The organism is Aquimarina sp. AU58, from assembly GCF_900312745.1.
In the GTDB taxonomy this organism is placed as follows: Bacteria; Bacteroidota; Bacteroidia; order Flavobacteriales; family Flavobacteriaceae; genus Aquimarina; species Aquimarina spinulae.
Genome location: NZ_OMPD01000003.1, coordinates 48,333 through 71,264 on the forward strand (window position 1 = coordinate 48,333; position 22,932 = coordinate 71,264).

Annotated in this window: 23 protein-coding genes; 11 read left to right on the forward strand and 12 right to left on the reverse strand. The window is 33.1% G+C overall.

Annotated features, from left to right (window positions below):
- The first annotated feature begins 551 nt into the window (after nucleotides 1–551).
- The 3 genes from DK441_RS00245 to DK441_RS00255 all read left to right on the forward strand — a co-directional run bounded on the left by DK441_RS00245 (nucleotide 552) and on the right by DK441_RS00255 (nucleotide 4,150).
- A complete protein-coding gene (locus DK441_RS00245) occupies nucleotides 552–1,460 on the forward strand; it encodes a glycosyltransferase family 2 protein (protein ID WP_160111867.1) in 909 nt (302 codons plus the stop codon).
- A 9-nt stretch (nucleotides 1,461–1,469) separates the two neighbouring features.
- Nucleotides 1,470–2,789 (forward strand): hypothetical protein, encoded by a 1,320-nt coding sequence (locus DK441_RS00250; RefSeq protein WP_109096970.1) that lies wholly within the window; start codon nucleotides 1,470–1,472, stop codon nucleotides 2,787–2,789.
- Nucleotides 2,790–3,049: 260 nt separating this feature from the next.
- Nucleotides 3,050–4,150: a hypothetical protein gene (locus tag DK441_RS00255; protein WP_109096971.1), complete on the forward strand. Its 1,101-nt coding sequence runs from the start codon at nucleotides 3,050–3,052 to the stop codon at nucleotides 4,148–4,150.
- 100 nt (nucleotides 4,151–4,250) lie between these two features.
- On the opposite strand, the gene DK441_RS00260 is transcribed toward DK441_RS00255, so the two are convergent.
- From DK441_RS00260 to DK441_RS00310, 11 genes are all read right to left on the reverse strand, one after another.
- Entirely contained in the window at nucleotides 4,251–5,924 is a 1,674-nt protein-coding gene (locus tag DK441_RS00260; protein WP_109096972.1) for an amidase family protein, read from the reverse strand.
- A gap of 190 nt (nucleotides 5,925–6,114) precedes the next feature.
- A complete protein-coding gene (gene ftsY, locus DK441_RS00265; RefSeq protein ID WP_025667521.1) occupies nucleotides 6,115–7,068 on the reverse strand; it encodes a signal recognition particle-docking protein FtsY in 954 nt (317 codons plus the stop codon).
- Between the two features lie 125 nt (nucleotides 7,069–7,193).
- Nucleotides 7,194–7,346 carry a DUF4295 domain-containing protein gene (locus DK441_RS00270; protein ID WP_074408704.1) on the reverse strand — a complete coding sequence of 51 codons (153 nt, stop codon included), beginning with the start codon at nucleotides 7,344–7,346 and terminating at the stop codon, nucleotides 7,194–7,196.
- A 6-nt stretch (nucleotides 7,347–7,352) separates the two neighbouring features.
- On the reverse strand, nucleotides 7,353–7,535 hold the full coding sequence (gene rpmG, locus DK441_RS00275) for a 50S ribosomal protein L33 (RefSeq protein ID WP_024771295.1): 183 nt from the start codon (nucleotides 7,533–7,535) through the stop codon (nucleotides 7,353–7,355).
- Between the two features lie 26 nt (nucleotides 7,536–7,561).
- Nucleotides 7,562–7,801, reverse strand: coding sequence for a 50S ribosomal protein L28 (gene rpmB / locus DK441_RS00280; RefSeq protein ID WP_025667520.1), 240 nt, complete (start codon nucleotides 7,799–7,801; stop codon nucleotides 7,562–7,564).
- A gap of 354 nt (nucleotides 7,802–8,155) precedes the next feature.
- Nucleotides 8,156–8,902, reverse strand: a complete 747-nt coding sequence (locus tag DK441_RS00285; protein ID WP_160111869.1) for a dienelactone hydrolase family protein — start codon at nucleotides 8,900–8,902, stop codon at nucleotides 8,156–8,158.
- 161 nt (nucleotides 8,903–9,063) lie between these two features.
- Entirely contained in the window at nucleotides 9,064–10,311 is a 1,248-nt protein-coding gene (locus DK441_RS00290) for a CinA family nicotinamide mononucleotide deamidase-related protein (RefSeq protein ID WP_109096974.1), read from the reverse strand.
- Nucleotides 10,312–10,313: 2 nt separating this feature from the next.
- Nucleotides 10,314–10,652 (reverse strand): Hpt domain-containing protein, encoded by a 339-nt coding sequence (locus DK441_RS00295; RefSeq protein WP_074408708.1) that lies wholly within the window; start codon nucleotides 10,650–10,652, stop codon nucleotides 10,314–10,316.
- A complete protein-coding gene (locus tag DK441_RS00300; protein ID WP_109096975.1) occupies nucleotides 10,653–11,264 on the reverse strand; it encodes a fumarylacetoacetate hydrolase family protein in 612 nt (203 codons plus the stop codon).
- Between the two features lie 24 nt (nucleotides 11,265–11,288).
- The gene (locus DK441_RS00305) at nucleotides 11,289–12,068 is read right to left on the reverse strand and encodes a 3'-5' exonuclease (RefSeq protein ID WP_109096976.1); all 780 of its coding nucleotides are present in this window, start codon (nucleotides 12,066–12,068) and stop codon (nucleotides 11,289–11,291) included.
- A gap of 81 nt (nucleotides 12,069–12,149) precedes the next feature.
- A complete protein-coding gene (locus tag DK441_RS00310; RefSeq protein ID WP_109096977.1) occupies nucleotides 12,150–12,836 on the reverse strand; it encodes a metal-dependent transcriptional regulator in 687 nt (228 codons plus the stop codon).
- A 51-nt stretch (nucleotides 12,837–12,887) separates the two neighbouring features.
- Between DK441_RS00310 and DK441_RS00315 the strand changes: the two genes are divergently transcribed.
- From DK441_RS00315 to DK441_RS00350, 8 genes are all read left to right on the forward strand, one after another.
- On the forward strand, nucleotides 12,888–15,113 hold the full coding sequence (locus DK441_RS00315; RefSeq protein ID WP_109096978.1) for a TonB-dependent receptor: 2,226 nt from the start codon (nucleotides 12,888–12,890) through the stop codon (nucleotides 15,111–15,113).
- 12 nt (nucleotides 15,114–15,125) lie between these two features.
- Entirely contained in the window at nucleotides 15,126–15,605 is a 480-nt protein-coding gene (locus DK441_RS00320; protein WP_101449891.1) for a thioredoxin family protein, read from the forward strand.
- Nucleotides 15,595–16,515 (forward strand): metal ABC transporter solute-binding protein, Zn/Mn family, encoded by a 921-nt coding sequence (locus tag DK441_RS00325; RefSeq protein ID WP_109096979.1) that lies wholly within the window; start codon nucleotides 15,595–15,597, stop codon nucleotides 16,513–16,515. Before DK441_RS00320 ends, DK441_RS00325 begins: the two co-directional genes overlap by 11 nt.
- 45 nt (nucleotides 16,516–16,560) lie before the next feature.
- Nucleotides 16,561–17,301, forward strand: coding sequence for a metal ABC transporter ATP-binding protein (locus DK441_RS00330; RefSeq protein ID WP_024771305.1), 741 nt, complete (start codon nucleotides 16,561–16,563; stop codon nucleotides 17,299–17,301).
- A 9-nt stretch (nucleotides 17,302–17,310) separates the two neighbouring features.
- Entirely contained in the window at nucleotides 17,311–18,441 is a 1,131-nt protein-coding gene (locus DK441_RS00335; RefSeq protein WP_109096980.1) for a metal ABC transporter permease, read from the forward strand.
- Nucleotides 18,434–19,594: a metal ABC transporter permease gene (locus tag DK441_RS00340; protein WP_109096981.1), complete on the forward strand. Its 1,161-nt coding sequence runs from the start codon at nucleotides 18,434–18,436 to the stop codon at nucleotides 19,592–19,594. Before DK441_RS00335 ends, DK441_RS00340 begins: the two co-directional genes overlap by 8 nt.
- A 29-nt stretch (nucleotides 19,595–19,623) precedes the next feature.
- Complete coding sequence (locus DK441_RS00345; RefSeq protein WP_109096982.1) at nucleotides 19,624–19,998, forward strand: hypothetical protein; 375 nt, start codon at nucleotides 19,624–19,626, stop codon at nucleotides 19,996–19,998.
- A 176-nt stretch (nucleotides 19,999–20,174) separates the two neighbouring features.
- Complete coding sequence (locus DK441_RS00350; RefSeq protein WP_109096983.1) at nucleotides 20,175–21,437, forward strand: nitrate/nitrite transporter; 1,263 nt, start codon at nucleotides 20,175–20,177, stop codon at nucleotides 21,435–21,437.
- An 88-nt stretch (nucleotides 21,438–21,525) separates the two neighbouring features.
- Here the strand turns inward: DK441_RS00350 and DK441_RS00355 are convergent, their stop codons facing one another.
- Nucleotides 21,526–22,860, reverse strand: coding sequence for a dihydrolipoamide acetyltransferase family protein (locus DK441_RS00355; protein ID WP_109096984.1), 1,335 nt, complete (start codon nucleotides 22,858–22,860; stop codon nucleotides 21,526–21,528).
- Nucleotides 22,861–22,932 lie beyond the last annotated feature (72 nt).

Sequence of the window (22,932 nt, forward strand, 5' to 3'; positions counted from 1 at the left end):
AACCTATTTTTATAAACACAACTTATTTGCAACAATTTAGTTGTAGAAAAAAATTAACAATAAACATAAATTATTTTTTAATTCTCCTTTGTTTACCTAACCTATTATCATCTCTTAATATATCCTATTTCAATATAAAACACTACATATACCCATAGTCTTAATCACATTTTTTATTTCCCTGAAAACAGGGGGAGTAAAACGATTTTCATGACTTAATTTTCGGCTTTAATAATTGAAGTAATTTAAACTTTTTCGAAAAACAAAGAGGTTGAGAATATTTGTATTATCACACAAAAGATATTTAAACACAATTCGTTATATTTCCACCATTAAACTATAACGTAATAGCAATTGAACTATTCCTTTTTATGCGAAAAAAGAGTTTTACTTTTGGCATTTCTACAAAGGAATCTTAAATGCTCTATTCTTTATAAGCTAAAGATAAGTGTTTAAATCAAAGTATTTATATACAAAACCTCTTTGTATAAGGGTGTTTAAAAGAAGGAAATCGAAAAAATTTAAACCACTTCTTGGTTAAAAACACAATTTTGGAAAAAAAAGTAGCAGTTTTATTACCCGCATATAATGAAGAAGTATCGATAGAAATTACAATTCAAAATTTTAAAAAAGCTTTACCTGAAGCCGATATTTGGGTTTGTGATAATAATAGTACCGATAATACAAGACAATTGGCATTAGATGCGGGAGCCATAGTTATAGATCAACCTCTAAAGGGTAAAGGAAATGCATTTAGAGCATTGCTCTCCCATGTGGATGCAGATGTCTATATATTGGCAGATGCCGATGATACATATGAAGCGGCGGCGGCACCAAATTTAGTAGAATTACTTATTGAAAAGAACTTGGATATGGTAATTGGTGCCAGAGTAGGTCATGATGAAGGTCAATACAGATCGGGACATAAATTTGGTAATAAATTCTTTAGCAAAATTTTTTCGATCTTGTTTAAAATGAATGTCAATGATTTATTTTCTGGTTATAGAGTATTCTCCCGTCGATTTGCAAAGACATTTCCTTGTTTTTCAAAAGGATTCGAAATAGAGACAGAAATTAACGCACATCTAGTAACTTATCGTTTACCTTTTTATGAGGTTTCTACAAAATATTTTGCTCGCACAAAAGGCTCCGAAAGCAAATTGAATAAATTAAGTGATGGTTTCCGGATATTATTTTATTTATTACTTTTTCTTCGGGATCATTCACCACTCAAAGTTTTTTCTTTTCTAGGAATATTTTTATTTATTGGTAGTTTGATTTTGTTTTTCCCGATATATTCTGATTTTTTGAATACAGGAAAAGTTGAAAGGTTTCCTACCTTATTTGTTTCTTCTATATTAGGGCTTGGAGGGCTTTTATCAATATTTACAGGTTTAATACTTGATGGTATTAAAAATAACAGACAAGCCAATTTTATGCAGCAGTATAATAATTCTTAATTTTTTTTCATGAAAACATTAAAAACAAAATTTACAAGTATACATTCTTATATTCTATGGTTTTTTGTTTGTATAACGTTCCTTATACTATTAAACATTATCTCTGCATTTATCCCTAGGGAACCACTTGTAAAAAGGGTAAAACAGGCATTTGCAAAGTCCCATTTACTAAAATCTGATGTAGGAGGAAACACTTATGGATTAGATGCATGGAGAGGTAATCATCAATATCAGGATTGTCTAGTGCTAATGCAAGCACTACATCTTAGTGATGATTGGAAAGAAAATGCTTTTTTAGGACCTAAATCTGGAGAAGCTAAATGTCAATGGTTATATGATTATGTTTTTGAACAACAAGATGAAGAAGAATTAATGTCTACAGTACATATGTATTGGCAATATAATCATGGAACTGTAGCTGTAACCTCGATATTTTGTTCTGTAATTCCTTTAGAATTATATAGAGCTTTATTAAAATTTATTACCATCCTATTAACTGCCCTTTCTGGAATAGCATTAATTCTAGTTAGTGATAAAAAATTCAAGAGGTCGGGTCTAGCAATTGCTGGAATGGGTGCTGTAATTATGTTACTAACTTTACATGGTTTTGATTTTTTTGGCCAAAACTTAAGTCATGGTCTTGGTGATTGGATCAGTATTGGCTTCTTTGCTATTCTAATGTGGTCAATCCATTGGGGTTTGAGCTATAAAAAAAATGTCATTCTATGTATCATTTTTGGATCATTAAGTGCATATATAGAATATTTAATTGGCATTTTGCCATTTTGCATTATTAGTATTCTAATTTTTGGAGCTATAAAAAATAGAATTGATTCGACATACAACTTTTCTAAAGTTTTTCGACTATTATTTACTTATGGGATTTCTTTTGCAGGCACATTTGTAGTCTTTTTATTAGTTAAATATTTCTTGGTAAATGATTCTATTTTTAAAGTTTTTTATGAAACCTTTACCTATAGAATAAATGGAGAAACATACAGTATAGGCGATGTGTATACTGGACTGATTGATTATCTATATTTCTTAGGATCAGGTAATAAAAAATTTGTATATCTAAGCTTGATTTTTATTGGATTAAGCCTAGTTAGCGCCATTATTATTAGGTTTAAACAAATTTTGCTATATAAAACATCCAACTACTTGTTTTTAGCAGCGGCAATATTTCCCTTTTTTTGGTATACAACTTTTATAAATCACACAGCAGGACATCCTTGGTTTATGTTAAGGTTTTCGACATTGTCACTAATCTCTATTTTTATCTTTACCTGTTTATTACTTTTTGAACCTAAAAAAATCTTAAAAAATTAAAATCAGAAGACAGTGATCGTTAATAGTTGTATATATTCATTTATTGAGTTTAACAGACTAGTTATAAATGATCTAAAAACAAGATCTATTCCTGTTATTTTCTTCTTCCCAACTCAAACCAACAATATCATAAACCACTGAATACAAATCTATTACTATCAATTTTTTTATCTCCCTGAAAACAGGGAGAGTAAAACGATTTTCATGATTTAATTTTCGACTATAATTATTAACCCCATATTAAATTCACAAAACAAATCATGAAAAAAACAATTCTTAAAATAATTTCTGTTGTACTACTAGTCACCTTTATAGGTAGCTGCGAAAAACCAGAAACAAATGAAAACATTGAATCTATTGAAAACACAAAACCAATAGATGCATTCGACCAGAAAGCTCCTAATTGTTATGGTCAAACACGATATATTAATCATAATCAAACCATCCCTAAAGGTTGGGTTTTAATAAGCTCTACTGGTAGTACCTGGAAAATTAAATGTACCACAGGAGCTCCTTATGGAGTAGAAATAGATATTGTTCCCAAATCTGTAATTCCCTCGGGATGGGCATTAATTACAGACAATGATAGATACTGGCGAATCAAATGTGCAATAAATGGTTCATTTCCCACAAGGTTAAAAATTGTTCCCAACTCTGTAGTACCTAATAATTGGGCATTAACAAAATCTGGTCGTACTTGGGAAATCACATGCGCAAACAAATCATATTATGGTGCGAAATTACGAATCACTCCTAACTCTACCATCCCAAAAGATTGGGCTTTAACAACCTCTGGCCACTACTGGGAAATTACAAGTACAAGAAACGCTTTGTTTCGTTCTCAATTAAGAATTATTGCTAATACCGTTATACCTCCAGGCTGGGTACTTATAAAGTCTGGTCATAATTGGGTAATAGCATGTGCCAAAAATGCTAAAGTAGGTGATAAATTAGAAATTATTCCTAATTCTACAATACCGAAAGACTGGGTATTATCAAGTTCAAATAATCATCGCTGGACAATTAGATGTATTGAAAATGCTCCATATAACACTATGATAACAGTCGTCCCTAATTCTAATATACCAAAAGGTTGGGTATTACACAGAACTGGCCATGGATACTGGAAGATCAAATGTGCCAAAAAAGCTTATTACGGAGCTAAATTAGAGATTGTTCCAAATTCTGTAATACCTCTTGGATGGGTGTTTTCAAGTCGGGCACATGCACATTGGAATATTACGTGTGCATTAGGAGCTCGCCCCGGAGCAGAACTCAACATTGTTCCCAATTCTACAATACCTGCATTTTGGAAACGTGTAAGTATTGGACATAATTATTGGAGAATTAGATATAGATAAAACACTAGAATATAAGGTTATCTGAAAAGTTGTCAAATCTATACTGTAGATACAAAAAAAACAGCTTTTCAGGTAACTCTATTTAGCAATTTAACAGCATTCAATCTACATAATTAGCAGGTTCTTTTCTTTCTTTCGTAACTTGTTCGTATGCACTGCCCAATTGTAATAGTGAAGCTTCAGAAAAAGGTTTAGCAATAAATGTAAGTCCTTTTGGTTCGCCTTTACTCGTATACCCCATAGGAACTGTAAGAGCTGGATATTTGGCTACAGCAGCATAACCTGCATGATAATTATTTATAGACAGCACTGCATCTAGTTGATGAGTATCAATATGGGTATCAAAATAATTACGCGCAACTGTTTTTAGGTTTTCTTTAATCCTATCTAATTCTTCAGTAGTAGTACTATCTTTAAGGATCCCTTCAAATAATTGTTGCCCATAAGGAATTCGGTTTATTGAGTCCTGTTGATTAAATACAATGGCATCTTTTATATTTTTAATAGTAACATCACTCCCTGCTTGAGTACTTATATATGCAGGAAGGTCATTTTTCATATCTATATTTAAAATACTTAAAAAACCTGGCAACTGCACTTGTTTTGGCTCTATCTCAATAATCTCTCCTCCTGCTTTCTTTATTTTTTCTATGGCTATTTTATAGATAGAATCTTCTAAAAATTCTTTAATTACTCCAAAACGTTTTTCTTTTAGAGAACTCTCTTTTATTGAATTTACAAAATTTACATCAACAGCTTTAGAGGCAACATCATTGTCATCTTTACCTGTAATAGCATTCAGTAGAATAGCATTATCGATCACGCTCTTAGTCATAGGTCCTGGAGTATCTAATGTACTTGAAATAGGTACTATTCCTGTTCTACTTAATACTCCTATGGTTGGTTTTAAACCTACAACAGAATTTTGACTAGATGGTGACAAAATAGATCCACTGGTTTCTGTTCCTATTGCTGCAACACAAAAATTAGCTGCCACAGCAACTCCGCTTCCAGAACTCGAACCACCAGTCTCAAAAACCATTCTCCCATAAGGATTAAGTGTTTGCCCTCCTATAGCACTATATCCAACAGGGCACCCCGAACATAAAAAATATGCCCATTCACTCAAATTAGCTTTACCCAGAATTAATGCATTTTTATTTAACAATCTTTCTGTAATAAATGCACTTTTACCTTTGTTATTTTGTAACGCTACGGCTCCTGCTGTAGTTAACATATCTTTTGTTCCTATATTATCTTTTAACAAAATCGGCATTCCGAAAACAGAATTGACATCAATATTTTTTTTATCTATTTTATCCAAATCCCTAGCTTGTTCAACTACTTTTGGATTGAGTGAGATCACCGAATTTAAAGATAAAGCATTATCACTTTCGTACTTTCTGATACGATAGATATAGAAAAGCGTTAACTCTTCGTAGGTAAGCTTACCATCTTTTATTTGTTGTTGAATGGTAGGAATATCTTTTTCGAGAATATACTTTTTTAAATCATCATATTTTTCTTCAGAAAAGAAATCTAACTCAGGTTCTAAAGTTTTCCAGATATCGTTTTTATCCAGTGCTTTAGAATTTATTAGTTTTAAATGCATCCTTGTTTGTTCTAACATTTCTGTAGCTGCCAAATCTGCAGCTTCATCATATGGTTGCCAAACTACTCCGGGTTCTTTTTCTTGTTGTGTTTCTGTTTTTTCTTGCTTCTTACAAGAGATAAGCATAAAAACCGAAATTAAGACAAATACTATCTTTCTCATTGCGATATGTTGTGTAAAGGTTATTTTATTTGAGACTCTGTGATCATATCAATTCATACCTGGTATTATTTTAAATAACACACATGAGTATATTTTTTACGATACTATAATTCTTTAAAATATAAAAAAAGGCGGTGAGAATACTTCTCACCGCCTTTTTTAACCTTTTTTAACTATTTTGTAACAAATATTATTTGAAGAAAGAATCTACAAATTCATACTTATTGAATACCTGAAGATCTTCTATTCCTTCTCCTACGCCTATATATTTTACCGGAATCTTAAATTGATCACTTATTCCTATTACAACCCCGCCTTTTGCAGTTCCATCGAGTTTGGTTACAGCCAACGAAGTAACTTCTGTAGCTGCTGTAAATTGTTTTGCCTGTTCAAAAGCATTCTGGCCTGTAGAACCATCTAAAACCAATAATACATCATGAGGAGCATCATCTATAACTTTTTGCATTACTCGCTTTACTTTTGTTAACTCATTCATCAAATTAACTTTATTATGCAACCTACCTGCTGTATCTATAATGATAACATCTGCATCTTGGTTTACTCCAGATTGTAAGGTATCAAAAGCCACCGAAGCAGGATCACTCCCCATATCTTGTTTTATGATTGGAATATCTACGCGATCTGCCCATACTTGCAATTGATCGATTGCTGCAGCCCTAAATGTATCTGCTGCACCCAATACCACTTTTAGGCCTTTTTTCTTTAATTGATAGGCTAATTTTCCGATAGTAGTGGTTTTTCCTACTCCATTTACTCCAACCACCATCATCACGTAAGGTTTTTTGTCTTTTGGTATTTCAAAGTCTGTAGCTTCTCCCACATTAGTTTCAGAAAGTAAACCAGCGATTTCTTCACGTAGGATTTGATTTAACTCATCGGTTCCAAGATATTTATCTCGTGCTACCCTGTTTTCTATACGCTCGATAATCTTAATGGTAGTCTTGACTCCTACATCACTTGTAACCAATATTTCTTCCAGGTCATCTAAAACATCATCATCTACTTTAGATTTACCGGCTACCGCCTTACTTAATTTAGAAAAAAAGTTGGTTTTGGATTTTTCTAATCCTTTATCTAGTGTTTCTTTTTTTTCTGAAGAAAATATATTTTTAAAAAGCCCCATTTGTACTATTCAATATGCTAGAAATTAAAAACTAAAACCTTTGGTTATATTGCTTAAATATAAAAAGAAAGAGCCATTTCAATACAATTGAAACGGCTTCTTTTTAAAATATCGTGTATAGAGAATTACTTTTTCTTTAAAAAGTCGTTAACCGCTTCTGGCGGCATAATTGACTCTACAAAAGTATAGGCTCCTGTTTTAGGAGATTTTACCATTTTTATGGCTTTAGTTAATCTCTTTGATCCTGTCTGTAATGATGCTACTGATTTCTTTGCCATCTCTTATTATTTTATTTCTTTATGAACCGTCATTTTCTTCAAGATAGGGTTAAATTTCTTTAATTCTATTCTATCAGGAGTGTTCTTTTTGTTCTTGGTTGTAATATATCTTGATGTACCCGGTTTACCAGAAGCTTTATGCTCTGTACATTCTAAGATTACCTGTACTCTATTACCTTTCTTTGCCATTATAAGTATCTTTTAAAATAAAGAGATTATTTATTTAAGAAACCTTTTGCTCTTGCTTCTTTTAAAACAGCAGAGATTCCGTTCTTATTTATATTTTTTAATGCAGCGGTTGACACTTTAAGTGTTATCCAACGATCTTCTTCTGGAATATAAAAACGCTTTTTTATTAAATTCGCATTGAATTTACGTTTCGTTTTATTCATCGCGTGGGAAACATTGTTTCCTACCATTGCTTTTTTACCTGTAAGCTCGCAAACTCTTGACATCTCTTCTTAATTTTGGTATTATTTCAAAACAGGGTGCAAATTAACGAATTATTTACCGAACCACCAATAATAGTTTAGTAATTTTTCTTCTTTTTTTTAGTTTTTTCTTACTGCTTTAGAAAAATGAAAAAACAGGTATTTTTACGTATTTCAAAAATATGACAATACGTCTATCTTTACAATAGTTAGTATTACAATTGTAACTAACTACTTAATATGGGGTAATTAAGTAGTAAACGAAGCGGGTCATTTAAAAATGACCCGCTTTTTTGTTGTGCTTTATATTATAGCAATACAAACACATACTAAACACCAATAAAACCTAACTAACCTAATTTAAACAGAACTTATTTTTTAAAAACGTTGATCTGTATATTCAACACTTTGACTCCATATATTATTTTCTATCTGTACCATAGAATCATTTAATTCACTTACATATTGTGCGGCACCATAATCATTTTTACCCTCGGCTACTACAAATGTTATATTGCATCCCAAGTCTTTTGCTGCATTAACATTTTTATACGCTTTCTTTATAGAAAAATATCGATCTTTTGTCCCGTGAACAACATAGATAGGAGTATTTATTTTATCCGAAACTTCAAAATTAGATGCTACAACAATGAGAGCAGAGAATAAATGATCATTATCTTTTACGAGCTTAATTGATTGTAAAGCTCCATTACTATATCCTATTAGAACAATTTTTTTGTCGTCTATTGGGTAACTATTTCGTGCAGCGTTTATAAAATCAATAATAATATGCTCTAAAGCTTTTTTATCTGGTCTTTTCCATGAAATTTTTGGGCTAAAAACAATCCCTTGCATATTTTCAATTCCTGGAATAATAAAATCTTTTTTAAAATTTGGGTATTTCTTTGCTCCTACTCCTCCCGGAAGTACAATATAGACAGGTAACTTTTCATTCTGATTATTCTCTGGTAGAATAAGATCAAACTCCCCTTCGTATACTGCATTAAACGTTTCCATTTCTGAACCAAACACCCTGTTATGTGTTTTTCCTGCTATGGTTATAGTTACAAACATCCCCATTAACAAAGAAAGTATCGTTTTAGAAGAAGGAATTAAAGTTTTCATAGTTATCAATATTGTTTTGATTACTGTAAAACTACTTCTGTTTGTCGTTTCAAAATGTGTTTTATCGTTCAATCGCACTTTTTTGTCGATGAATTGCAAAAACATACAGATAAACAATATCGATAGTATAGGTTAGAATAAAGAATACCTAAATTAGGTAATTATGATTTAAGTAATGTATTAAGCAAAAGTTCGAAAGATTTATTTACTGCTTTACCAATAGTTCGTTCTCTAAGATTACTAAAGACATATTTCTCTGAAAAAACACCTTTTGGAGAAGCTATTGCAATAAAAACGGTTCCTACTTCGACATCTCCATCACCTTTTTCTGGGCCAGCATTACCTGTAGTAGCAATAGCATAATCTGATTTAAACTTCTCTTTTACTGCCAGAGCCATGGCTTCTGCGACCTCGATACTTGTCACAGTATATTTTTTAATACTCTCGGGATCTATGCCCAATATATCTATTTTGGATTGCGTAGCATAAGTAACAGCTCCACCATTAAAATAAGCAGAAGCACCCGCATTGGCCGTAAACGACTGTGCTATTTTGCCTCCGGTACAACTTTCTGCTACAGAGAGTGTTTTACCTTGCTTAATCAATAGCTGACCAATTCTCTTCTCTATAGTTTCGTCTTCTTCATACCCAACAATAATATCTCCTATTATAAGGCATAAGGCTGATACTTTTTTTTCTATAGTATCCTCGAGAAGTTTTTTATCGCTCCCTCTTGCCGAAAGACGAAGTCTTACTCTTCCTAAATTAGGCAAATATGCTAATTTGATATATGAAGGTAAATCATCCTCCCAGTCTTCAATTTTTTCTGCTACCGCACTCTCGCCCATACCATAAGTAAGTATTGTTTTATGAATGATATAGGGTCTGTTAAACCTCTTTTGCAACCTAGGCAGTACCTCATCTTTCATTAATCCTTTCATTTCGTAAGGCACTCCAGGCATAGATATAAAAACTTTGTCTTCTTTTTCTAGCCACATTCCTGGAGCTGTACCATAGAGATTCATCAAGACGGTTGATTTACTAGGTACAAGGGCTTGCTGCCTATTCACATCAGAAATTGGTATAGAGATATATTTAGCAAATAACTTTTCGACATGCTCAAGCACGTCCTTGTTTTCTACTAATGTATCTTCAAAATATTCGCAAATAGTATGTTTTGTAATATCGTCTTTTGTAGGGCCCAGACCACCTGTTATTAATACAACATCTACTCTATTACTAGCTTCTGCTATTGCATCGAGAATATGTTGTTTATCATCTTTTACAGATGAGATCTGATGTACATCTATACCAATTTTGTTAAGCTCTTTACCTATAAATGCAGAATTAGAATCAATGATTTGTCCAATCAGAATTTCATCCCCTATAGTAATAATTTCTGCAAGCATATTTAGCTAAAATCTGCTTTCAGGTCTTCGAGAGCCCCATTAACTGTAGATACAATATGATCCAGAATAGGTATGATCTGTTCCTTTTCTTTCTTCGTTTTTGACCAAGCTTCTATTTGTTTTATTTGCGCCAAAAGATCTATATCAAATAATTGAAGATTAGGTTTCATCTTATGAGCATATTGATATGCCATCTGTGGATTATCAGAATTTACAGCCTGAACCATACTATCAAGATCAGGCGGTATTTCTTCTAGAAAAGTCTGTACCAGGACAGCTATAAATTCGTTATCGCCTCCTGATAATTCATTTACATGTTTTAAACTATATCCTTTGCTCATTTATTTTACTTTTATTGAAAAAAATTGTTGGTTATTTATATATCCTGTCAAAATATCATTTGGTTTTACAACTCCAACACCAGCTGGCGTACCTGTAAATATAATATCTCCTATCTTTAAAGTAAAATATTTTGACACATATTCTATTAATTCATTGATCTTCCATAGCATAAGCCTTGTATTACCTTGTTGTGCGGTTTCTCCATTTTTTTCTAAACGAAAATCAATAGCATCGATATCTTCATATTCTTCTTTAGACACCCACTTTCCTATTACTGCCGCTCCATCAAAGGCTTTAGCTTTCTCCCAGGGAAGACCTTTTGCTTTAAGTTTAGCCTGCAAATCCCGTGCCGTGAAATCTATTCCAAGGCTTACTTCATTATAATATTTATGAGCAAATTTTTTATCAATATACTTACCTACTTTATTTATTTTTATCAATACCTCAACTTCATGATGAATATCATCTGAGAAATCTGGTATAAAAAAGGGTTGCTTTTTTAACAAAATAGAAGTGTCCGGTTTTATAAAAACTACAGGATCTTCGGGTCTTTCATTTTCTAGTTCCTCGATATGATCTGTATAATTACGACCTATGCAAATAAGTTTCATGATATAAAATGATAAAAGAAAAGATTATAGATTTAGGCTATTATTTAACTTACGAAGTCGAACTGCTGTAAGTACTTTTTTGGTATACAAAGGAAAGTCTGCATTCTGTATCCAGCCAAAATATCCAGGTTCTTCTTCCATTACCTGTTCTACTAATTTTCCTTTGTGTTTCCCAAAAGAAAAAATTTCTTTTTTATTATCGTCATAAGCTATAAAACCAGCAAAATCTGCAAACTGCTTTCTGGAACTAAATTCTGACAAGAACTTGGCGTCGTTTTCTAATTCTGGATAACGATCTAATTGTGCTTTTAACACTTCATAAGTAGCAAGTGTATCAGCTTCTGCAGAATGTGCATCTGTTAGATCCTTATCACAATAAAATTTATATGCAGCAGACAGTGTTCTTTTTTCCATTTTATGATAAATGGTTTGTACATCAATTGCAACGGTATTTTTCATATCAAAATCCAGCTCTGCTCTCAACAATTCTTCTGCTAATAATGGTATATCGAACCGATTAGAATTAAAACCTCCTAAATCGCAACCTTTTATCATTTCACTGACTTTACTCGCTATTTTCTTAAAAACAGGTTCATTAGCTACCTTGGCATCATCGATACCATGTACTGCTGTAGTTTCTGGAGGTATTGGCATTTCGGGATTAACCAACCAGGTTTTGCTTTCCTGGGTACCATTGGGAAATATTTTTAGAATAGAAATTTCTACAATACGATCTTTAGAAATATTTATACCGGTAGTTTCCAGATCAAAAAAACATATCGGTCTTTTTAAATTAAGCTCCATAAATTGATTGTGTGATACTCAAAGATAACAGCTATTCTTTAACATTCTTATAGACTAACTCTATTTTAACATTTACAAAAACTATACAACCTTATTAACGAATACATTATCCGCAAATTTTCTTGTAACTGTCTCTATTGTATTATCAAATTTAATTCGAATTGATTTATCAAACTCCCGAACTTCAAGAATTTTTATTTCACTACTTAATGCCAAGCCGATTTCTGATACGTATTTTAAAAAATGAACAGAGCCATCATTTACAGCAATAAGTTGGCAAACATCTCCTTCTGATAAGGAAGAAAGCGTTATTTTAGGTACAATAGAATACTCTCCATTAGCATTAGGAATCATCTCACCATGAGGGTCTTTTTTAGGAAAATCCATAAAGCGATCTAATTCGTCAATCAACTTACGAGACTTAATATGCTCTAATTGCTCTGCCACATCATGAACCTCATCCCATGTAAAATTTAGATAGTTACACAAAAAAGTCTCCCATAATCTATGTTTACGAATCAATCGCACCGCAACAGACTTACCTCCTTCTGTTAAATCTAATTTACCATACTTTTCACTTACTACATAACCTTTGGCTTTTAACTTCTTAATCATATTGTTTGTAGAAGCCGGAGAAACTTTAAGATAATCTGCCAATTGGTTATTTCCCACTTTTACAGAAGCATCCTCTATAAGCAACTGAAATATAGCCTTTAAGTAATCTTCTTCACTTTTAGTTAAATTATTCAAATTTAATTTGTTAGTCATGGCTAACTTTTTTAGTTTTGTCGAAATAATAAAACAAAATTACTAAACCTAATGCAATTACGTATAACAATCTTATTCACTTTTATTAATTCACTTATTTACAGTTCTTTATACTCACAAGAACTCAATTCTACCGGCACATTAAAAGGTGTAATATACGATGACAATGGAATACTTCCTTTTGCTAATATATATATAGAAGGAACTTCTCTTGGTAGTTCTAGTGATGAAAATGGTGTATTTAGTATTGAAAATGTACCTGTTGGAGATTACAAAGTAGTTGCTTCATTTACGGGCTACACCCCAATTAAAAGAAAGGTTTCTATTACAGCTGGAGAAAACAAAATAAACCTGGTTATGTCACAAGGATCATCTCTCGATGAAGTGGTAATCACAGGAACATTGAAAGCCGTAAGCCGATCAGAAAGCCCTGTTCCTGTAGAAATCTACTCTCCTACATTTTTCAAAAAAAATCCAACACCTAATTTGTTTGAATCTTTACAAAACGTAAACGGAGTAAGACCACAACTTAACTGTAGCATCTGTAACACTGGAGATATACACATTAATGGTTTAGAAGGACCTTACACATTGGTAATGATAGACGGAATGCCTATTGTAAGTGGATTATCAACTGTTTATGGATTATCAGGAATACCTAATTCGTTAATCGATAGAATCGAAGTGGTAAAAGGACCTGCTTCATCTCTATATGGAAGTGAAGCTGTCGGAGGCCTTATCAATGTTATTACAAAAAACCCTAATGATGCTCCCGAGGTAAGTACTGATATTTTTGCTACCAGTTGGGGTGAAACTAATATAGATTTTGGTTTTAAAACCAAATTAGGTAGTGCTACTGCATTATTTGGCGTCAATTATTTTTATTATGATCAAGCTATAGATAACAATGATGATGGGTTTACCGATCTTACATTGCAAGACCGTATATCTATATTTAACAAATGGAATTTTAAGCGGAAAAGCGGAAAAAACTTTACGCTTGCTGGCAGGTTTTATTATGAAGATAGATGGGGAGGAGAAAATGAGTGGAATTCTGATTTTAGAGGAAGTGATCAAATATATGGTGAAAGCATATATACTGCACGATATGAAATACTGGGCAGCTATGAATTACCAGTAGAAGAACCTTTAACACTCTCTTTTTCTTATACAGATCACGATCAAGACTCGTATTATGGGATCGTATCCTACCAGGCAAAACAACGTATTGGTTTTACTCAATTAACCTGGGATAAAAAAATAAAATCGCACGATCTACTATTCGGAGCTGCTTACAGGTATCAATATTATGACGATAACACACCAGCAACAACTTCAAACGGTCAAAACAACCCCGAGGAAACAAATACTCCCGGTATATTTTTACAAGACGAAATCACACTGGCTCCCAAACATAAACTATTATTAGGAACAAGACTAGATTACCATAATCGACACGGAACCATTTTCACTCCAAGACTTGCTTATAAATGGAATATTAATGATAAAAATATTTTTAGATTCAATGCCGGTACAGGATTTAGAGTAGTTAATCTTTTTACAGAAGATCATGCAGCTCTCACAGGTTCTCGAGAGGTCATTATCGAAGAAGATCTCGATCCCGAAGAATCTTATAATGTAAACCTTAATTATATCAAAAAAATATTTTTTGATAACGGAACCTTTATAGGACTGGATGCTTCAGCCTGGTATACCTATTTTACAAATGCTATCATTCCCGATTATGAAACAAATGTTGAAGAAATACGATATGGCAATTTAGATGGTCATGCAGTATCTACCGGAGTAAGCCTTAATACCAATATTAACTTTTCTAATGGATTAAAATTTACATTAGGAATGAGTGGACTTAATGTTTCGAATACAGAGAACGGAGTAACTACACGCCAGATACTCACAGAAAGTTTCACAGGAACCTGGGGAGCTACTTATAAAATACAATCTCTTAACCTAACATTAGACTATACAGGGAACATATATGGCCCTATGCGACTGGCAACTCAGGGACCAGACGATCCCAGAAAAGAAAAATCACCATGGTGGAGTATTCAAAACATACAATTCTCACATAAAACCAAAAATAACATAGAAATTTACGGAGGCGTTAAAAATTTATTAGACTGGACACCTAGTCGAGGTAACCCTTTTTTAATAGCCGGAGCCGACGACCCTTTTGGACCAGATTTTGATACCACCTATATATATGCTTCTAATCAAGGAATACGAGGTTTTTTAGGGGTTCGTTATTCCTTGTAAATTCAATACAAAATGAAAGCTTTTAATATCATATCATTCTTTATATTATCTCTTCTATATCAAAATGTAACAGCACAGTTACAAATTGATTCTTTTGAGTCTATAGAAAACAAAATGACTATTGCCCCAAAACCTTTGGTCGTATTTATTCATACCGATTGGTGCATGTATTGTAAAAATATGGAAAATACAACTTTTAAGAATAATGATATTATACAACAATTAAACGAAAATTTCTATTTTGCTTCACTAAATGGAGAAAGTCGTGAAACCATACATTTCTTAAACAATTCTTTTCGTTTTCAACCTAATGGAAATAAAACAGGAGTGCATCAATTAGCCAGAGAACTTGCTACAGTTAATAACCAAATTGGCTATCCAACATTGGCAATTCTAAATCACAAATACGAAATCATATTTCAACAGCAATCTTTTTTAAGTGCTAAAGAACTTATCAAAATATTAAATAAACTTTCTAAAAATGATTCATAAAAAATTAACGCTATTACTTCTTATTTTCACGTTTTTCTCCTGTAAAAAAGAAGTGAAAGATAAAAATCAAAAACTACAAGTGGTTACCACCACCTCTATGATCACCGATATGGTTAAAAATATAGGTGGAGATCTAATTGAAGTCGAGGGATTAATGGGTAGCGGTGTCGATCCTCATTTATACAAAGCCAGCGAAGGGGATGTATCTAAATTAGTGAATGCCGATGTAATTTTCTATAACGGTTTACATCTGGAAGGAAAGCTGGTAGAAGTATTTGAAAAAATGAAACATCAGGATATTAATACCATAGCTATAGGAGAAAGTTTAGACAAAAACACATTAATCGGTTCTGATTATTTTGCTTCTAATTACGATCCTCATATATGGTTTAGTGTAGAAAACTGGAAAATCATAACGACGTTCGTCACCCACAAACTCACAGAGATTGATCCAAAAAATGCTGAAGCTTTTAAAGCTAACGGAAAAGCATATTTAGCTAAGCTTAATGAATTAGAGACTACATTAAAAAATACCATTGCTACCTTACCAAAAGAGAAGCGAATTCTGGTTACCGCACATGATGCCTTTAGTTATTTTGGGAAAGCATATAATTTTAATGTAGTTGGCTTACAAGGGTTATCTACCGCTACTGAAGCTGGAGTACAAGATGTTCAAAAATTAGCTAACTTTATTATTGAGAAGGAAGTAAAAGCTATTTTTGTAGAAAGCTCTGTTCCTAAACGAACTATTGAAGCTTTACAAGCTGCAGTAAAATCAAAGAATCATGAAGTAACAATAGGTGGTACATTGTTCTCTGATGCATTAGGCAATGCAGGAACAAAAGAAGGCACCTACATTGGGATGTTTGAATATAATGTCAATACTATCATAAATGCGCTGAAATATTAGTAAGCAAGTAGTTTGTAATAGTTATATTGAATAAAATTTGTTTAAATGAAAGAACAAAAAATCGCAGTTCAAATAGATGATTTAACTGTAGCTTACAATTACAAGCCTGTACTATGGGATATTGACCTTGCTATACCAGAAGGTGTACTTATGGCTATTGTAGGTCCAAATGGAGCAGGAAAATCTACTCTTATAAAATCGATTTTAGATATTATCAAACCCATTGCAGGAAGTACTCAAATTTATGGAAAACCATACAAGAAACAACGCTCACTGGTAGCTTATGTTCCTCAAAAAGGAAGTGTAGACTGGGATTTTCCAACCACTGCGCTAGATGTTGTAATGATGGGAACTTACGGAAGCTTAGGATGGATCAAAAGACCAGGGCAAAAACAGAAAAAAGCTGCTCTTGAAGCATTAGAAAAAGTAGGTATGCTTTCTTTTAAAAGCAGACAGATTAGTCAACTATCCGGAGGACAACAACAACGTATATTTTTAGCAAGGGCTTTAGTTCAAAATGCATCTATCTATTTTATGGATGAACCTTTTCAAGGTGTTGATGCTACTACAGAAAAAGCTATTATTAATATCTTAAAAGAACTTAGGAAAGCCGGAAAAACAGTAATTGTAGTACATCACGATTTGCAAACAGTACCAGAATATTTTGATTGGGTTACTTTTCTTAATGTAAAAAAGATCGCTACCGGACCAGTAAAAGACATTTTTAATGATGACAATTTAACCAAAACCTACGGAATTAATTACAAGGTTAGTGTACAACAATAAGAGCTATCTATGGATATAAAAGAATACATAGAACTTGTCTTTACAGATTATACCTTACGCACAATAACACTGGGCACAGCTGTACTTGGTGCTATTTGTGGTATGCTGGGTAGTTTTGCTGTATTGCGTAAACAAAGTTTATTAGGAGACGCAATTTCTCATGCCGCATTGCCAGGCATTGCCATCGCTTTTCTAATTATTGGAACAAAAAATAGCTCTGCTTTTCTATTAGGAGCATTAATTAGTGGTTTAATTGGTACTTTTTGGATTCGAGGTATCACTAGCAAAACGCATCTTAAATCTGACACGGCTTTAGGTCTTATATTATCATTATTCTTTGGGTTCGGAATGTTATTACTAACCTATATCCAGAAAATGCCTAATGCTAATCAGGCCGGTTTAGAAAGCTACCTTTTTGGGCAGGCAGCTACACTTTTAGAAAGTGATGTATGGCTTATGATCACCGTTACAGGAATTAGTTTGGTAGTTTTATTATTATTCTGGAAAGAACTCAAACTATTATTATTCGATGCTGATTACACTAAGACATTAGGATTTAACACCAAATTCTTAGACATTCTTATCACTACATTTATTGTAATTGCTATTGTATTAGGACTACAAACCGTAGGCGTGGTTTTAATGAGCGCAATGTTATTAGCTCCTGCCGCAGCGGCTAGACAATGGACAAACAATTTAGCTGTAATGGTTATTTTGGCAGCAATTTTTGGGGCATTCTCCGGAGTTTTCGGGACCGCTATCAGTGCCAGTCATAATAACTTATCTACAGGACCAGTAATTGTGTTGGTGGCTGGTGTTTTCGTATTATTTTCTTTTATTTTTTCTCCCGGTCGGGGGCTATTATTTAGAGAAATACGGTTTAGAAAAAACAGAAATGATCTTCAATTGCATAAAACATTATCTTTTATGTATAATATTGCTAGTACACACGAAAATATTGCGCATCCACATGCTATTAAAATTCTGAATAACTTTCAGGGATTCACCAGAAAATCACTTCAAAAACTAGAAGATAAAGATTATGTAAATATCGAAGGCAATATGTGGTCTTTAACCGAGTCTGGGTATAAAACTGCCTCCAATTTATATGATCAACTAACAAAAGAAGAAAATGAGTAACGCACAGATAGAAATACAATTAATCGCCAGCCTGGTAGCGATAGCTTGTGCTATCCCAGGAACCTTTTTAGTATTGCGAAAAATGGCATTAATCACTGATGCAATTAGTCATTCTATCCTGCCAGGTATTGTAATCGGTTTTTTTATTACTCATGACTTATCATCTCCTTTATTGATCATTCTTGCTGCTGCAAGCGGTGTCATTACTGTAGTATTGGTAGAGTTTATTCAAAAAACAGGCTTAGTAAAAGAAGATACCGCTATAGGTCTCGTTTTTCCTGCCCTGTTTAGTATTGGTATCATACTTATTGCACAAAATGCAAATGATGTACATCTAGATGTTGATGCCGTATTGTTAGGAGAACTTGCCTTTGCCCCCTTTGATCGATTACTTATAGGAGGTACAGATGTAGGCCCTAAATCTTTATGGATCATAGGCACTATATTACTGATCACATTAGGGCTATTATTTGCATTTTTTAAGGAACTAAAAGTAAGCACATTCGATGCAGGTTTAGCTTCTGCTCTTGGGTTATCCCCTGTAGTTATGCATTATGGATTAATGACAGTTTCATCAATCACTACGGTAGGTGCTTTTGACGCAGTTGGTGCTATCTTAGTTATTGCATTAATGATTGCTCCTGCCGCTACTGCTTATTTACTAACAAATGACTTAAAAAAAATGCTTCTGTTATCTGTTATATTTGGAGTAAGTAGCGCCATTATAGGATATTGGGTAGCACATGCATTAGACACATCTATTTCTGGATCAATGACTACAGTATTAGGATTAGTTTTCTTATTCGTATACCTATTTGCTCCCAACAAAGGCTTGTTTTCTGTGTTGTATAGACAAAAACAACAACGTATCGAGGTTTCCTTACTCACCTTTCTTCTACACTTGGGAAACCACCAGGAAGAGGAAGAACGGCATGTAAAACATTTAAATGAGCATATTAATTGGCAGAAGGTACAATCAAAATCTGTTTTGAATCTGGCACTTAAAAACAATATGATTACGATTAATAATGATATTGTTTCTTTAACTAAAAAAGGGAAAAACTTTACAGCAGAAGCAATTGATTATATTGTAACTAATAAAAATGCTGAAATTGAAAACATGAAGGATAGGTTTTTCCTGTTTAGAGGTTAAAACTCGTATATTTAAAGGAAAAAAGGGAAATGTTTGCATCTTTAAAAAGGAATTTTATACCACTATCCATTTTATTTTTTTTAATCAGTTGTACTTCCTATGCTCAGGAAAAACCTGTTCGCTTAGTAGAAGATAAGCAGAAAAAAAGAACAATCATATACATCCAAAATGACACGGATACAGATAAGAGTGTATTTTTAAAAGTAAATCCGACTGGATATCGCAAGAGTGCCCAACGACCTATTATTAAAAATATCCCTGCCAAAAGTAAAGTACAAATATTAATCCTTATCCCATTAACAGATGTTGAATCCCATTATACATATAATCTGGTTGTAAATGAAGAATTAGAAACTATAGATGTAAAGCACAGTAAAAGTTTAAAAAAGAAGGATAGTATTTGAGTTATAACCACTTAAAAAGTTTGATTTATATACGAATTCTAAGATTAGAAGAATATAAAAGAAGTAAATCTCTATCTGTCAGTATTCAACTTTTGCAAGCAAAAACAATCATAAAACTTATTTAACATAGAAATCTATATATTTAGACTTAAAAGTCTAATTCACTTCAATACTTTATGAATCAAACAAAACCGCCATGGTACTTTCTTTTTCTGGTTATTTTAGCCGGAGAATCTGTTTTTATTCTTCCATTTGTTCTTTCACGAGTATTTAGACCAACGGTACTTGAGGTATTTAACTTAGACAATATTCAGTTAGGTATATGTTTCTCTATTTATGGAACTGTAGCTCTAATATCCTACCTTTTTGGAGGCGCATTAGCTGACAAGTTTCCTCCAAGAAAATTAATAGCAACGGCACTATGGATGACCGCTTTGGGAGGGTTAATATATGCCAGTTTCCCCAACTATACAGTATTAAAAGTACTTTATGGTTATTGGGGATTCACTACTATATTTTTATTCTGGGCACCCATGATTAAAGCTACTCGCGTTTGGGGTGGCAACACTTCTCAAGGTAAAGCATTTGGATTTTTAGACGGTGGTCGAGGGTTAGTTGGTGCTTTATTTGGAGTCTTGGGAGTATTTATTTTTTCACTATTTATTACTTCAGAAATCTCTGAAGCGACTACCGCCGAAAGCAAAGCTGCTTTTAAATATGTAATCTTAGTATCCTCTGGCCTTGTTAGTATTGTAGGAGTATTAGTTTGGTTATTTATGAAAATGGATCATGAATTAGAAAAACAAATTACAGTAGAGAAAATCACAATATCCCAAGTACTGGAAGTATTGCGTCTACCTTCTGTTTGGTTACTCATGATTATTATTTTATGTGCTTATGTAGGCTATAAAATTACCGATGTATTTTCACTATATGCTCAAGATGTTATGCTATATGATCAAGTACAATCGGCTCAAGTGGGTACATTTTTGTTATTTATCCGACCCATTATCGGAGTTTTAATTGGAGTATTAGCTGATCGCTCACAAACCACTTTTTGGCTACTTATTAGTTTTATAGTTTCATTCTTCGGAGCATTATTGTTTGCCTCTGGCATAATTTCAGATTCTGCAACAGCTTTATTTTTTATATCAATTTTAGTGGTAGCGACGGGAGTGTATGCAGCTCGTTCTTTATACTTTGCAGTAATGCAGCGAGGAAAAATCCCATTGGTTCTTACAGGAACTGCTGTTGGGATTATTTCTCTTATAGGCTATACTCCTGATATATTTGCCGGGCCCGCAATGGGATATCTTCTAGAAAATTCACCAGGACCCGAAGGACACCAACATGTATTCTGGATGTTAGCTTTATTTTCTTTTATTGGTGGCCTAGCTGCTTGGTATTATTACAAATTATATAGTATACAAAAAAAGTAAGTATAAGAAAATCTCAAAAAAATTACTTACATAAAAAAACCACAACAGCTAGTGTCGTGGTTTGTATTTATTTTGGAAATAATGTTTCTTAAAACTCTCTATTCACATCCCAAGCTTCAAGGTAGTCTTTTACACGTTGTACGAACTGTCCTCCTAGTGCTCCATTAACAACTCTGTGATCATAAGAGTGTGATAAGAACATTTTATATCGAATACCGATAAAGTCTCCTTCTGGCGTTTCTATAACGGCAGGAACCTTTCTAATTGCTCCCAAAGCCAAAATACCTACCTGCGGTTGATTAATAATTGGTGTACCCATAATGCTTCCGAATGTCCCCACATTAGTTACTGTATATGTACCACCTTGTATATCATCTGGTTTTAAAGCATTATTACGTGCTCTATTTGCAAGATCATTAACTGCTTTGGTCATTCCTACCAAATTTAATTGATCTGCGTTCTTAATCACGGGTACAATTAAATTACCATCGGGTAAAGCTGCTGCCATACCCAGGTTTATATTTTTCTTTTTGATAATTGTATCTCCAGAGATAGAGATATTCATCATCGGGAAATCTTTTAATGCTTTAGCAACTGCTTCCATAAAAATAGGAGTAAACGTAAGGTTCTCTCCTTCTCTCTTCATGAAATCTCCTTTTACTTTCTTTCTCCAGTTCCAGATATTGGTTACATCGGCTTCTATAAATGACTGCACATGAGCAGAAGTCTGCACAGATTCGACCATATGATGTGCAATAAGTTTGCCCATTCTGGTCATTTCTATAATCTCATCTTCTCCTGATGCTACTACCGGTGCTGCTTTAGCTACTTCTTGCTTTTTAGCTGGAGTTGCTTCTGGTTTTGCTTTTATTTCTTCTTTTACAGGCTGCGTTTTTATTTTTCCGTTTTTGCGATCATCTACAAATTGTAAAATATCATTTTTGGTAACACGACCATCCTTACCTGTTCCCGAAATAGCTTCTAATTCATTTAAGGAAACATTTTCTGTCGTAGCAATATTCTTTACTAACGGAGAATAAAACTTACTACTCTCAGAAAAATCGGTTGCATTTCCTGCCACTACTGTTTCTGCGATTTGTGTTTCTAGTACTTCTGCTTCTTTTGGAGTTTCCTCTACTTTGGCAGTAGTTTCTTGCGGAGTTGATTCTATAGCTCCTTCACCTTCAGTCTCTATTACAGCTATAACCTGGCCTACCTGTACTACATCATCAACATCAAAAAGTTTTTCTAACAGTACACCTTCTACCTCACTAGGTACCTCACTATCTACTTTATCAGTTGCTATTTCAACAACTGCATCATCTAATTCGATAGTATCCCCAACCTCTTTTAACCAAGTTGTTATTGTTGCCTCTGCAACACTCTCACCCATTTTTGGAAGTTTCAGCTCAAATTTTGCCATATTCTTAATCAAAAGTGTTTATAAGTTATGTTTTTTGCGAATTTAATTAAAATTCGGCTTAAAAATTATTTT

Coding starts and splice junctions, on each gene's coding strand:
- DK441_RS00310 (WP_109096977.1), bottom strand. CDS start 12,836: ATGACTAACAAATTAAATTTGAATAATTTAACTAAAAGTGAAGAAGAT.
- DK441_RS00250 (WP_109096970.1), top strand. CDS start 1,470: ATGAAAACATTAAAAACAAAATTTACAAGTATACATTCTTATATTCTA.
- DK441_RS00350 (WP_109096983.1), top strand. CDS start 20,175: ATGAATCAAACAAAACCGCCATGGTACTTTCTTTTTCTGGTTATTTTA.
- DK441_RS00270 (WP_074408704.1), bottom strand. CDS start 7,346: ATGGCAAAGAAATCAGTAGCATCATTACAGACAGGATCAAAGAGATTA.
- DK441_RS00355 (WP_109096984.1), bottom strand. CDS start 22,860: ATGGCAAAATTTGAGCTGAAACTTCCAAAAATGGGTGAGAGTGTTGCA.
- DK441_RS00290 (WP_109096974.1), bottom strand. CDS start 10,311: ATGCTTGCAGAAATTATTACTATAGGGGATGAAATTCTGATTGGACAA.
- DK441_RS00325 (WP_109096979.1), top strand. CDS start 15,595: ATGATTCATAAAAAATTAACGCTATTACTTCTTATTTTCACGTTTTTC.
- DK441_RS00345 (WP_109096982.1), top strand. CDS start 19,624: ATGTTTGCATCTTTAAAAAGGAATTTTATACCACTATCCATTTTATTT.
- DK441_RS00330 (WP_024771305.1), top strand. CDS start 16,561: ATGAAAGAACAAAAAATCGCAGTTCAAATAGATGATTTAACTGTAGCT.
- rpmB (WP_025667520.1), bottom strand. CDS start 7,801: ATGTCAAGAGTTTGCGAGCTTACAGGTAAAAAAGCAATGGTAGGAAAC.
- DK441_RS00305 (WP_109096976.1), bottom strand. CDS start 12,068: ATGGAGCTTAATTTAAAAAGACCGATATGTTTTTTTGATCTGGAAACT.
- DK441_RS00320 (WP_101449891.1), top strand. CDS start 15,126: ATGAAAGCTTTTAATATCATATCATTCTTTATATTATCTCTTCTATAT.
- ftsY (WP_025667521.1), bottom strand. CDS start 7,068: ATGGGGCTTTTTAAAAATATATTTTCTTCAGAAAAAAAAGAAACACTA.
- DK441_RS00285 (WP_160111869.1), bottom strand. CDS start 8,902: ATGAAAACTTTAATTCCTTCTTCTAAAACGATACTTTCTTTGTTAATG.
- DK441_RS00260 (WP_109096972.1), bottom strand. CDS start 5,924: ATGAGAAAGATAGTATTTGTCTTAATTTCGGTTTTTATGCTTATCTCT.
- DK441_RS00255 (WP_109096971.1), top strand. CDS start 3,050: ATGAAAAAAACAATTCTTAAAATAATTTCTGTTGTACTACTAGTCACC.
- DK441_RS00315 (WP_109096978.1), top strand. CDS start 12,888: ATGCAATTACGTATAACAATCTTATTCACTTTTATTAATTCACTTATT.
- DK441_RS00335 (WP_109096980.1), top strand. CDS start 17,311: ATGGATATAAAAGAATACATAGAACTTGTCTTTACAGATTATACCTTA.
- DK441_RS00300 (WP_109096975.1), bottom strand. CDS start 11,264: ATGAAACTTATTTGCATAGGTCGTAATTATACAGATCATATCGAGGAA.
- DK441_RS00340 (WP_109096981.1), top strand. CDS start 18,434: ATGAGTAACGCACAGATAGAAATACAATTAATCGCCAGCCTGGTAGCG.
- rpmG (WP_024771295.1), bottom strand. CDS start 7,535: ATGGCAAAGAAAGGTAATAGAGTACAGGTAATCTTAGAATGTACAGAG.
- DK441_RS00295 (WP_074408708.1), bottom strand. CDS start 10,652: ATGAGCAAAGGATATAGTTTAAAACATGTAAATGAATTATCAGGAGGC.